The 12,958-nt window shown below is 72.4% G+C and carries 7 protein-coding genes; all 7 read right to left on the bottom strand.

Going from position 1 to position 12,958, the window contains the following annotated elements; genetic code table 11:
- Window position 1 precedes the first annotated feature (1 nt).
- Window positions 2-5,827, bottom strand: a complete 5,826-nt coding sequence (locus QRY02_RS25055; protein WP_285985296.1) for a type I polyketide synthase — start codon at window positions 5,825-5,827, stop codon at window positions 2-4.
- A 248-nt stretch (window positions 5,828-6,075) separates the two neighbouring features.
- A complete protein-coding gene (locus QRY02_RS25060; protein WP_285985297.1) occupies window positions 6,076-6,882 on the bottom strand; it encodes a TIGR03084 family metal-binding protein in 807 nt (268 codons plus the stop codon).
- Window positions 6,883-7,016: 134 nt separating this feature from the next.
- A complete protein-coding gene (locus QRY02_RS25065) occupies window positions 7,017-8,090 on the bottom strand; it encodes a carboxymuconolactone decarboxylase family protein (protein WP_285985298.1) in 1,074 nt (357 codons plus the stop codon).
- Between the two features lie 162 nt (window positions 8,091-8,252).
- Window positions 8,253-9,905, bottom strand: coding sequence for a GMC family oxidoreductase (locus QRY02_RS25070; RefSeq protein WP_285985299.1), 1,653 nt, complete (start codon window positions 9,903-9,905; stop codon window positions 8,253-8,255).
- Window positions 9,906-9,978: 73 nt separating this feature from the next.
- The gene (locus tag QRY02_RS25075; RefSeq protein WP_285985300.1) at window positions 9,979-10,548 is read right to left on the bottom strand and encodes a DUF5987 family protein; all 570 of its coding nucleotides are present in this window, start codon (window positions 10,546-10,548) and stop codon (window positions 9,979-9,981) included.
- Between the two features lie 35 nt (window positions 10,549-10,583).
- On the bottom strand, window positions 10,584-11,957 hold the full coding sequence (locus QRY02_RS25080; protein ID WP_285985301.1) for a cytochrome P450: 1,374 nt from the start codon (window positions 11,955-11,957) through the stop codon (window positions 10,584-10,586).
- A complete protein-coding gene (locus QRY02_RS25085) occupies window positions 11,954-12,958 on the bottom strand; it encodes an enediyne biosynthesis protein (RefSeq protein ID WP_285985302.1) in 1,005 nt (334 codons plus the stop codon). The genes QRY02_RS25080 and QRY02_RS25085 overlap by 4 nt, the downstream gene beginning before the upstream one ends.

The following is a 12,958-nucleotide window of genomic DNA, read 5'->3' on the forward strand; positions in this document are numbered from 1 at the left end:
CTCAGTTCCCCTCTGCGTGGAGCACGGCGAAGACGATCGGGTCGGTCCGGTCGTTGACGGTGGTCGACCAGGTGGCGATCCGGGCGCTGCCGGAGGCGAGCAGCGCCCACCCGTCGGCGTCGACCTGGCGCACGGTCAGCGCCTGGGTCATCGAGCCGGTCTTGCGGACGCACTCCAGGGCGCTCCAGACCCGCGTGTTGGCGACGCTGATCGGTTCCCCGGTGTCCGCGGCCAGCAGGCGGCCGAGGGCGAGCAGTTCCTCGCCCAGCAGCCCGGCCCAGTCCTCTTCGGTGCGTTCGATCGCCGTCTCGATGTCGCAGGCGACCTGGTCGGGGCCGGCGGCCACGAGGGTCAGCTCCGAGGTGTGCGACGCGGTGACGTGCACACCGCCGTCGCACTCCGGCTTGCCGTCCGGGCGGTACCGGACCTCGACCGGCCGGTCGAGCGCCCGGCCCGCGGCCAGCGCGGTCTGCGCCCGCCGCTCGGCGACGCCCTCGGCCGGGTGCCCGGCCGGGTCCGGTTCCAGCACCACCGCCCGCGTCCCGCCGAGCAGCCGCTCGCAGGCACGCTCCACATAGGACCCGAGCATCGACGGGACCCACGGCCCGGCGCCGTCGCGCTTGCGGACCGCGCGCAGCTTCAGGCCTTCCCAGCGCTCGACCAGCGTCCCGTCCGGGTTGCGCACGTCGAGGTCGTAGACGTAGCTGTCGCCGTCCTGGCTGCGTTCCTTCGCGTCCAGCAGCACGTACTCGTCGTGCTGGGCGCCCAGCTCGGCCAGGTACAGCTTCTCGATCCCCTGCGGCAGCAGCGTCGCGTCCGGGACGCAGCACTGGATCGCGTGCATCATCGCGTCCCGGGTGCCGGGGTCGGCCAGCAGCCGCTCCTGCGGGAGGAACGGGGCGAACCAGGAGTGGTCCGCGCTGGTCGAGATCTCGGCGACCGCGTGCCGGGCGCTCGCCCGGCGGTAGCCGAGGACCCGCTGGAACCGCTTGCCCTGGAACAGGACCGAGCCGTACAGCTCGCTGATCGGCTCCACCGGAACCGGCGGCAGCGCGACGTCCCGCGCCGCCCGCTCGCCGATCTCCGCCGGCCGGGCGAAGCTCAGCCGCGCCTTGAAGTGGTCGGCGCTGAAGCCGGTCTCGTCGCTGCGGATCACGACGTCGACGGTGTCGGCGTCGCGAGCCAGCGTGGCCAGCCGGATCGTGGTCGACCCGCCCGGCGAGACGATGATCGGCCGGAGGAACTCGACGTCCGACAGCACCGGGGTGCCGGTGCGGTCCAGCGTCGCGGCCGCGGCCTGCGTCATGGCCTCCATGCCGATGACCGCGGGGAACAGCAGCTGCCCGTCCAGCAGGTGGTCGGTCAGGTACGGGTCCGCCCCGTCGGACAGGTCCGCCTCGGTGATCAGCTCGACGCCCGGGTAGTGCACGACCGCGCGGTCGACGAACCGGGACAGCGGCAGCTCGCGCTTCTGGATCGGCAGCGTGGCCAGGCCCGACGTGCGGCCGCAGACCACCAGCACCGGCGGCGCGGCCGGGTCGGCCAGCACCTGGCGGAGGATGGTGATGCCCTCCTCGGTCGGGATCGGCGTGATGCCGTCGCGCATCAGGGCGCTGACCACGCCGAGTTTCTCGCCCATGCCGGTACCGGACCAGACCGACCACTCCAGCGCGATCGCCCGCGCCTGCGGGTGCTCCTGGCCGAAGCGCAGGGTCAGCTCGGTCATCCAGTCGTTCGCCGTGGCGTAGTGCGCTTCCCCGCGCAGGCCCGCCCGGCCGATGATGCTGCCGAAGGTGACCAGGAGCTTGATCTTGTCCTGGTCCACCGCGGCGAGCACCGCGTTGAGCCCGCCGATCTTCGGGGCGAGGGTCTTGCGGAAGCTGTCCTCGGTCAGGCTGAACAGAGCGGCCGGCTCGTTGCGGCCGGCGCCGTGCAGCACCGCGGTGACCGTGCCGAGCTCGGCCTGGACCCGGGCGACCGCCTCGGCGATCTGGGGTGCGCTGGTGACGTCGGCGCGCTCGTAGCGGTAGCGGATGCCCGCCGCCTCCATGCGGTCGAGGTTCTCCGCCAGCTCGGTGTCGGTCTCCGGGTCACTGCGCCCGAGCAGGGCCAGCTTGGCCCCGGAGTCCTTGGCCAGCGCCAGCGCGCTCTCCGCGGTGATGCCCTTGCCGCCCCCGGTGACCAGCAGGACGTCGGAGGAGTCCAGCGAGTCGCGGATCGGGCCGGCCTTGGGGGCCGGCAGCGCGGACAGCCGCGGCACCGTGCGCCCGCCGTCGGCGCCGTAGCGGGCTTCGGTGAAGTCCGTGGTCCCGGCGACCTCGGCCACCACGGTGTGCACGGCTTCGGTGATGGCGTCCGCCCCTGCGGGGGCGGGGTCGGCGAGGTCGACGATCGTCGTCTTCGCCGAGGGGTCCTCCAGGCGCAGGGTCCTGGCCAGGCCGGCGGCGCCGTAGCCGTGGTGCACGACCACGAAGCGCGTGCCGTTCGGGGCGGCCATGACGGCGCGGCCGGCGTCGAGGAACAGCCCGACGTGGCTGGAGTCGCAGTCCGCCGGCAGGCAGAGCAGGACGCCGTCCCCGACGCCGGACCCGGCGAGCGCGGCCTTCAGCGGTTCGGCCAGCGGGTGCCGTGCGGTCGAGAAGACCCGCCAGTCGGCGCGGCCGGCACCCGGCGTCAAGTCGGCCGAGGGCCGCGGCGCGGGCACGTACTCGACCGCGAACGGCCGGACCCACGGACCGACGCCCGGGGCTTCGCCGGCCCCCGAGTCGGACGGCTTCGCCGTCTGCGCCAGCTCGTCGATCATCTCGGCGAGCTCACCGAGGCACACCGTCGCGAAGTTCGGCATGCCTTCGAGCGCGGGCCGGCCCAGCGCCCGGGTGACGTCGTTGACCAGCTGCCCGACCGTGATCGACGACAGGTGCAGGTCGTCGAGCGGGTGGGTGTCGGCCGTGACGGCCTCCAGCGGCAGCTCGACGCGCTCGGCGGCGAGCTTGCGCAGCAGGTCCAGGGTCGACCCGGAGTCGGACTCGCCGGTGGCGTCGGCGTCGGCGGCCTGGGCCTTCTCCGCGGCGAGCTCGGCGGCCAGCTCGCTGTCGATCGACGGCGCCGCCTCGCAGGGGCTGGCGAGGAAGTTGAACTCGCCGTCGGCGGGCAGGGCGCGCACGACGCGCCCTTCGAACAGCGCGTCGGTCGTGATCGGGGCGCCGAGCGCGAACGCCGCGCCGACGACCCGCAGCAGAGCCTGCAGCGACGCGTTGTCCGTGTCGATCGCGAGCACCGGCGTCTCCGGCGCGATCTCCTCGAAGAGCCCGGTCAGCACCCGGCCGGGGCCGACCTCGACCACCAGGTCGCTGCGCTCGGCCACCTTGGCGGCGGCTTCGCGGAAGCGGACCGGCAGCACGATCTGGTCGCGCAGCAGCTCGGGCAGGTTCTCGGCGGTGTGCAGCACCTCGCCGCTGACCGTCGAGACGACGGGCCGCTCGAGCCGGGCGAAGGTGAATTCGCCCAGCCGCTCGGTCATCGCGTTCGCGGCCGGTTCGACGGCCGGCGAGTGGAAGGCGTGCGAGACCTTGATGCGGGTCGCGCCGACGCCCTGGGCCTTGGCCCGGGCGACGATCTTGTCGATCGATCCGGCCGGGCCGGAGATCACGGTCTGCTCGGGCGCGTTGTACCCGGCGATGACGACGTCGGTGCCCAGGCCCAGTTCCTCGACCCGGCCGGGCGAGGCGGCGATCCCGGCCATGGCACCGGTGCCGTCGCCGGTCGTCGTGGCCATCACCTTGCCGCGGACCTTCGCCAGCTCCAGCAACCCGCGTTCGTCGAGCGCGCCGCCCCAGTGCAGGGCGGTCAGCTCGCCGAGGCTGTGCCCGGTCGCGGTGGCGGCCTCGATGCCGAAGGAACGCAGCACCCGCAGCGCGGCCAGCGAACCGGTGACGATCCGCGGCTGGGCCACCTCGGTGGCGACCTGGTCGCCGGTGACCGGCAGGGCCGCGGCGCGGTAGACCTCCTCGGCCGCGGTGAACCGGCGGCGCAGGGCGCTGTCGCCGCCGCGTCCGGAACCCTGACCGGGGAACAGGTAGCCGATCTTCGGCGCGGTGCCGCGGCTGCTCGCGAAGATGCCGTCGGCCGAGTCGAAGACCGAGTCATCGGACTCCAGCTGTTCCAGCAGCTTCGTCAGCTTCCGCTCGGCATGCTCCGGGTTGGCCGCGACGACCGCGGCGCGCACCGCCCGGCCGGCCAGCCTCCCGGCCAGCTCACCGGCGAGGTCGGTCAGCTCGGCGAACGACAGCTTGGGCACGACCTCCAGCGTCGCCGCGATGTTCCCGCGCAGGGTCGCGACGTCGTCGGCGTCGAACAGCAGCAGCTCGGCGTCCTGCCGGCCGGCCACCAGGGTGCGGGCCCGCTCGTCGAGCTCGCGGCGGCGCGCGGCGGTCGGCGCCTCGGTGACGGTGACGTGGGAGTTGATGCCGCCGAAGCCCATCGCGGAGACGCCGGCGCGCACCGGCTGGTCCGTCGGCCAGAGGGACGCGTCGCGCGGGACGTACATCCGCGCCGACGACCCGGTCAGCGACTCGTGCGGCTCATAGTGCCCGGTGGCCGGCGGGATGACCTGGTGGTACACCGCCAGCGTCGCCTTGATCAGGCCGGCGACCCCGGCCGCGGCCTTGGTGTGCCCGATGTTGCCCTTGATGGTCGACAGCGCCGCCTGCTTGGCCAGCGGGTCGGCGTCGCGGCGGGCGGTGGACAGCGCCTCGATCTCGGTGGCGTCACCCAGCGCGGTGCCGGTGCCGTGGCCCTCGAAGTAGGAGACGCTCTCGACGCCGTACCCGGCGCGGTCGTAGGCGCGCTTGAGGGCCAGCCGGTGCCCGGCGGCCTCGGGCCGCGTGATGCCGCCCTTGCCGTCGGAGGAGACGCCCCAGCCGCCGATCGACGCGTAGATCCGCCGGCCCTGCTCCAGCGCGTCGCTCTCGCGCATCAGGACGAGCATGCCCGAGCCCTCACCGGGCCAGAAGCCGTTGGAGTCGGCGTCGTAGACCTTCATCTCGCGCTTGGCCAGCGCGCCGGTCTTCGCGAAGCCGATCACCTCGAACGGGTCGATCGAGAGGTCGACGCCGCCGGCGATGGCGAGGTCGAGGTCGCCCTGCACGAGCGCGTTGGCCGCGGTCACCACGGACAGCAGCGAGGACGAGCAGGCGCCGTCGACGGTGTAGCCGCCGCCGGCGAAGTCGAAGTGGTTGCACACGCGACCGGCGATGGTGTTCGCCAGGCCACCGGCGAGGCTGTCCTCGTTGATCTCGGGGAACGGTTCCTTGTACTGGACCTCGAGTTCACGCAGGAAGCTCGCGGTGTCCTCGTCCTCCCAGCCGCGGGCGGTCAGCGCCGCCGCGACCGTGCGGCGGACGTACGGCCAGCGCAGCCGCATGATGTTCGCCCGGGAGAACTCGCCCGTGAGGCTGTTGCCGATGACCACACCGGTGCTCTGCCGCGGGGCTCCGTCGCCTTCACCGAAACCGGCGTCCGCCAGCGCCGCGGCGGCGACGTCGAGCGCCAGCCAGTGCGTCGTGTCGGTCGCCCGGAAGGTACTGCCGGCGACCTTGTGCGCCACCCGGTCGAACTCGTAGTCCCGCAGCACGGCCGCCTTGGACGCGTAGAAGCGGTCCGGCGCCTTCGGGTCGGGCGAGTAGTAGTCCGCCCGGTTCATCCGTTCGTCCGGCAGCCTGCGGAACGCACGGCGCCCGGCCAGCACGTTTTCCCAGAGCTCCTCCGGAGAACTCGCATCGGGGTATCGGAGACCGATACCGACGATCGAAATCCGCTCTACGCTCATGCCACCGCACTCCCACTGGCTCTCGAGCCCCGTATCACCGGAACCATCAGGTTCCCGTTGTCCTCCGGGGCGGGACACCGGTCCCGCCGCCGTCTCCGCCTTCGGGCCGCGGCGGCGCCGCTGCCCGGATTCACCCGGTCCGCCGGGTCACGGAGTCCAGCATCTCCTCCGGTGGCGCGGACCGTCTTCTTTTTCCCTGCCCCCGCCCGCACGTCAGCACGCTCGGACAAGGGGCTCACACTGTCTACTCAGGACGGTCGCGGGCCGAACTGGCCGGGGCGGCGCCCCTCGCCGGGCGACCCGCGGTAGGCCTGGGCGACGTCGAGCCACTGGTCCGCCAGCGTGCCCTTCGCCTGTAGGTCGAGATCGAAGCGGTGCCGCCGCCGGGTGGCGAGCAGGCAGAAGTCCTCGGCGCTGCCGCTGACCCGCTGCTGCGCGTCCGCGGGCCCGAACGTCCAGAGGGCGCCCGAGGGCGCGGTGAGCTCGAACCGGAACTCCTCCGCCGGCGGCTTCAGGTTCCGTGCCTCGTAGCCGAAGTCCCGCACCCGCACGGCGAACCCGGCCAGGTGCTTGATCCGGTCGGTGCGCTCGACGCGCACGCCCAGCGCGTCGGCGACGTCCTGGCCGTGCGCGAACAGCTCCATCATCCCGGCGCAGGCCAGCACGTACGGCGGCAGCGGGTTGACCAGCCACGGCACCAGCTGGTCACCGGGCACCGCCGCGAGGGCCTTGATGGCGCCGTCGCGCTCGGCGCGCCAGCGGCTCAGCAGCACCTCGGCGGGGTCGTGGAGGAACTCCTGCAGTGCCGCTTCGACCGCGTTGTCAAAGCCGATCGCGGCTGTGGCCCGGGTCATCTCGACGAAGGCTTCCGGCTGCGCGGCCGCGAGGCCGGCGATCCGGAAGATGAACGCGAGGTGCGCGATCTGGTGGCGGACCGTCCAGCCCGGCGCCGGGCTGGGCGTGTCCCACCCGGCCTCCGGCAAGCCGGCGACGAGGGCGTCCACTGCTGCGCCCTCGGCGGTCAGGTCGTCGATCACGCCCGTGGTGTCTGTCACCTGTCTGTCCTCTCACCGGTGCGACGTGTGCTGCTGGGCCGGGCGGCCGACGTGGAAGGTGGGTCTCGGGGAGAGCCACCTTCCGCGGCGGCGTCTGAGCGGATCGCCGCCCGGCGGCCGATCCGACCCTGCGATCATCGCCCGCCGCGGCGCGGCGGGTCTTCTCTTCTCGGGCGGACCGGCAAGCGGCCACCCAGCTCCAGCGCCGCGGCGTGACTTGCCCACGACACCAGTTCCAGCAGGCCGCGATCGTCCGTCCTTTCCGGACCGAACGCGGCGACGTCGGCCGGGGTGACCTGGTAGGGCGCCTTGGCCGTCAGCAGCGCGAGCCGGCCCGCGGCCCGCTCGCCGTCCGGCAGCTCGGCCGACTGCGGCTCGGCCCAGGCCCGGCTCAGCCCCGGCGATTTCCCGTCCCACGCCTTGAGTTCCTGGCGGACGAGGTCACGCACGCGCGGCGGTACCGAGCGTTCCCCGGCCGCCTCGAACGCGGCCGCGGCACGGGAGAACGCGCCGGCGAGCGAGCCGCCCGGCGGGGCCCAGTCCGGGCCCGCGACGGGCGCGGCGGGCAGCAGGCCCAGTGCCCCGCCGGGGGGCGGCGCGGTCCCCGGCTTCAGCAGGAAGCCCAGGACCGCCTTGGCTTTCGCCCGCGCCGACGCCGGAACGGCCTCCGGCAACGGCGACGGGCCGAGGAAGACGCTCACCACCCGGTTCAGGTAGTGGAACGTCACGGCCACGCCGGTGAACTCGGCGGCGGCGCCGGCGGGCACGTCCGCCGGCAGCTGTCCCGCACCCTGCGCCCAGGCCGCCAGCTCCCGGGTGTCCCGGTCCGCGATGCCCCCGGTGTCGCCGGCCGCGATGGCCGCGGCGGCGTCCGGTTCACCCAGCGAGCCGAGCGCCATCCCGTGCACCTCGACGCAGTACGGGCACGAGTTCGCCGCCGACACCGCGGCCGCGACGACCTCCTTGTCCGCCCGGCTCGCCGTCCCGCCCGAGACCAGCGACTCCCGCAGCATCAGCCACGCGGCGGCGAGCACGTCCGGGGCGGCCGAGTGCAGCGCGACCGGCGGCGCGAGCATCCCGAAGTCCCGCTCCACCTGCCGGTAGACCTCCCGCACGAGCCCCCGCGCCCGCCGCGGCCGCACCACATCAACGTACTTGACGTCCCGCAAGGTCCGCCGCAGCGCAACCCGAACCACTCCCGGCGCCATACTTCCTCCCGGATCAACGTGATCAGAACGCCGACTCGCGTGATCGAGGGGTCAACTCACGTGATTGAAGGGACGACACGGCCGGCGCTCCACCGCTCGGCGTGTCGTCCCTCCAATCACGCGTGTCGGCTTCCCCATCACGCGTGTCGGCTGTTTCGTACCTCAGTTCCCGGCGACCAGGTCCAGTTTGGACACCGCGCGGCGGCCGGTGATCGAGCCGTCGGGGGCCGGGGCGCCGTACTTGACGTCGACGCCGCGGGCCTGCAGCTCCCGGACGATGCCCGGGATCGAGCGCTCGGCGAGCGCGGCGATGGTCATCGCCGGGTTCACCGTGAGCGCGCCCGGCACCGACGCGCTGTCGGTGACGAAGATGCCCGGGTGGTTGCGCAGCTCGTGGTTCGGGTGCAGGGCGGACGTCGCCTCGTCGTCACCGATCCGGCAGGACGCCAGCGGGTGCACCGTGTAGGCCCCGACGACGTCGTTGGTCCACGGCGAGACCTTCGCCAGGCCGTCCTTCTCGATGATCGCCTTGCAGTCGGCGTCCGCGAGCGCCCAGCCGTGGCGGGTGTTCTCGGTCGGGTCGTAGCGCAGCGAACCGCGGCCGAGCATCTGCTGCGAGATGCGGTAGGCGTTGCCGGTGGGCGGCGGGGTGCCGAAGACGCCTTCGTTGTCGTCCTCGGTCATCAGGAAGATCGTCAGCCAGTTGGCCCACTGCTTGAGGATCTCCTTCTTCTCCGCCCCGTACCAGCGCGGCTCCTCCCCGCCCGGCGCCTGGGCGAGGATGGTGCCCAGCCCCGGCGGGAAGTACAGCTGCTCCAGCGAGTACCGCTCGTACTCCGGCAGCGACCCGTCGAGCTTGTCCCAGTTCGCGACGGTCGGGCCCTTGCCGATGTGGTTGGCCGAGTACACCGGACCGTCCTCACGGGACAGCCCGAGCACCTCGCGGACGCGGTCCTCGTCGATGATCGCGGTGTTGAGCCGCTCGCCGTTGCCGGAGAAGTACCGGCCGACGCCGTGCGGCATGGTGCCGAGCGCGGCCTCCGAGCGCTGCAGGATCACCGGGGTCGCGCCGGCACCGGCGGCGATGATGACGACCTTCGCCTCGATCACGCCGCTGCCGGTGTGGACCCGGTAGTCCTCTTCGTCGATCACGTCGAAGTGGACGCGGTAGCCGCCGTCCTCGGTCCGCTCGAGCCGCTGGACCTCGTGCAGCGGCCGGATCTGCGCGCCGTGCGCCAGCGCCGCGGGCAGGTAGTTCGTCAGCATCGACCGCTTGGCGTCGAACTTGCAGCCGGCCATCATGAAGTTGCAGTTGACGCAGGTCTTGTTGTCCACGGCCACCGGCGCCGGGTTCGCGGTGCGGCCCGAGTGGTTGCAGGCCGCGGCCCAGAGGCCACCGGCGTAGGAGACGTCGTTCCAGTCCTGAGTGGACACCGGGATCGACTCGTCGACGCGGTCGTACCACGGCTCCAGCGCGTCCCGGGAAATCACCGAAGGCCACATCCGGCGCCCGATGCTGCCGTGCCGTTCGAAGACGAACCGCGGTGCCCGCGGCATCGCGGCGAAGTACACCACGCTGCCGCCACCGACGCAGTTGCCGCCCAGCACGCTCATCCCGTCGCCGACGACGAAGTCGAACGCCCGCGTGTAGGACGAGCCGAGCAGGTAGTCGTGCTCGAAGTCGTCGGCCGCCAGCCACGGCCCGCGCTCCAGCACGGTGACCTTGGCCCCGCCCGCGGCGAGGTGGTAGGCGGGGATGGACCCGCCGAATCCGCTGCCGACGATGACGACGTCGGTCTGGTCGATGGCGCTCATGCGGTCACCTCGCTGATGCTCGTCGGGCGCCTGAGCGCGCACGCCGTGTTGAATGATTCACGCGCAAGCTCGCTCATGCGGGGCTCCCCGAGGGCGTCGTGTCCGGGTGGATCTCGGCCAGCTTGCGGCCGTAGCCGTACTTCGGGAACCGCCAGAACCCGTCCGCGTCCGGTGGCGTGTACCCCAGCGCCAGCAGGCCGGGGTGGCCGTCGCGGATGGCCTCGGCGGTGTGCAGGTGCGCGGCGCTGTCGAAGGCCATGTTGCAGAACAGCGCGAGGCTGACCCAGCCGTCCTTCTCCGGGTGCCCCGGCGTGGTCAGCCGGTTGACCAGCTCGCGGCGGTGCGCGTAGGGAAGGGCGACGAACGGCGGGACGTCCTGGTCGAGTTCCAGCTCGACCTCGCCCGCGTAGGACTTCGCGTGGTCGTTCAGCGACTGCGCGAGGTACGGCAGGCCGGCGGTGACCCCGGTCGCGTCGAAGTTCAGCAGGTCGAGCGCACCCGCGGCCACGGCCCCGGGGCCGGGCGCGGCCCCGGCGATCGCGCGGTCCTCCGGGAACCGTTTCTCCCCCGGCAAGATCGTGTCCGCGTAGGCCTCGAGGGTCAGGTTCATGACGCGTTCTTCTTCGGTGGCCTCGGGTTGCACCGGCCTACCTCCTCGTCGGAATGTCCACAGTAGAATCAAGCGGCCTTGCGCGCGGCCGCCGTCCGCGGGTGCACGATCATCGGCAGGCCGCCGCGCACCCGCAGCGAGAGCATCGCCTCGGGTTCGACGACCTTGCCCGGCACCTTGTGCAGTTCCAGGTCCCGTGCGGCCATCGCCAGCACGAACACCGCCTCCATCACCCCGAGGCTGTTGCCGATGCAGAACCTCGGTCCGGCCCCGAAGGGCAGGTAGGCGTACCGCGGCGGCCGTTCCGCGGCGGTGAACCGCCCCGGGTCGAAGCGCTCCGGGTCGGCCCAGAACTCCGGGTGCCGGTGCAGCGTGTAGGGCACGACGACGACGTCGGACCCGGCCGGCACGTGGTACCCGCCGATCTCGTCGTCGGCCTGGGCGATCCGCGGCAGCAGCCACACCGGCGGGTAGAGCCGCATGACCTCCTCGACCACCGCGAAGGTGAAGGTCAGCTTCCGCAGGTCCTCGTGCCCGGGCAGCCGGTCGCCGAGCACGTCGACGGCTTCGGCGTGCAGCCGCTCGCCCACCTCCGGGTGCTCGTCGATCAGGTGGAACGCCCAGCCGAGCGTGCTCGCCGTCGTCTCGTGCCCGGCCAGCAGCAGGGTGATCAGCTCGTCGCGCATGCGTTCGCGGGACGCGCCGTCCTCGGACCCCGACGCGATGAGCCGCGACAGCACGTCCTCGCCGCGCTCGACCGGGTTCGCGAGCCGCTGGTCGACCAGTTCGTCGGCGATCCGGCGCAGGTCGTCGCGCGCGGTGCGGAACTCCCGCTGCTTCTTCAGCGGCACCCACTGCGGGACCGCGCTCAGCGTGACCGCCTCGAACATGGCCTGGTCCTGCACGGCCTCGAACGAGTGGCCGAGCGTTTCGTAGCCGCCGAGTTCCGCGTCGAGCAGCGTCTTGCCGAGCACGCCGAGGGTCAGCCCGGTCATCTCGTGCAGGATCTCGACCGGCCCGTCGTGCATGGCCAGCCGCTTGATCAGCGCGTCCACTTCGGACGCGACGACGGCGGCCTGCCGCGAGATCCGCTTGGGCTGGAACACCGGCTGGATCGTCCGGCGCTGCTGGCGCCAGGTCTCCCCGTCGCTGGTGAGCAGGCCGTCGCCGAGGGCCCGGCGGGCCTCCTGCAGGCCGATGCCCTTGTGGTAGTTCGCGGCGTTGTCCGCGAGGACGTGCTTGGCGAGGTCCGGGTGGTTCACCAGGTACATCGCCTTCGGTCCGATGGCGATGCGGACGACGTCGCCGTAGGTATCGGCGTTGTCGCCCATGAGCGCGAGCCGGTCGGTGAAGAGCTGCTTCAGCAACCGGAGGGTGGCTCGGCGCGGCGGCCCGGGCGGCGCGGTGCGCGCCGCCCGGGCTTGGTGCTGGGAACCGGTCATGCCGCGATGGCCCCTGGCTTTTCGTCGCCGGTCTCCGCCGGCGGCGCGATCTCCAGCTTGGCCTTCTGCGCGGCCTGGTCCGCCTCGAACTTGATCCGCGCCTTGTTCGAGAAGTGCAGGCCCCACAGGAACATGCCGCGGATCAGGCAGACGGTCGCGGTGGCCAGGAACAGCCCGTAGGCCACGTGCACGGCGGTGAAGAAGCCGTACGCGAGCGCCACCCCGGACCCGAAGGCGAACTGCGAGGCCGGCTTCGACGGCGACGTGCCCGGGTCGGTCACCATGTAGTTGGTGTAGAGCACGAACGCGACGCCGGTGCCCATCGCCAGCGCGCCGGTGATCGACGTGTCGAAGAGCCAGCCACGGACGAAGGCCTGCACGACGAAGAAGCTCAGCCAGCCCGCGATCAGCCACATCCGGCCGGTCAGCAGCGCGTTGAGCACCGTGCCCGACACGAGGATGATGCCGACGATCAGCCAGCCGCCCCAGGTGGGGATCTGCTCGGTGAAGTGGTACGGCGGGGCGATGCTGGCCCACGGGAACACGAGCAGGATGATCGTGATGCCGAAGTTCGACGGGTTCATGTAGTGCCGCATCCGGCCGTACACCGGCGCCTGCAGGATCCACTTGGTGCCGACCGCGACGGCGACCCCGAACATCATCACCAGGATCTGGTCGTTGACGTAGGTCAGCATGTTGAGGGCGAGGCCGGTGATGTGCGCCGGCAGGAGGAACTCCATCAGTCCCTTGAACCCGGCGCCCCGGAACCGGACGTCGCGGTGGGTCACCCGGGCGTTGATGATCTCGAGGACGATCTCCGTGGTGTACGCGGTCGCCAGCGCGACGAACGGGTACAGCCACGGCTGCTCGAAGCCGAGCACGGTGTAGCCGACGATGTTGAAGATCGTGATCGAGATCGCGAACCGCCGCAGCGCGGTGATGACCTTGTTGGTCCGCTTCGGTGGCGCGCTGTCCACTTTGGTCAGGGTCGGGGTGGCCAT

This window comes from Amycolatopsis sp. DG1A-15b (assembly GCF_030285645.1).
Lineage (GTDB): Bacteria > Actinomycetota > Actinomycetes > Mycobacteriales > Pseudonocardiaceae > Amycolatopsis.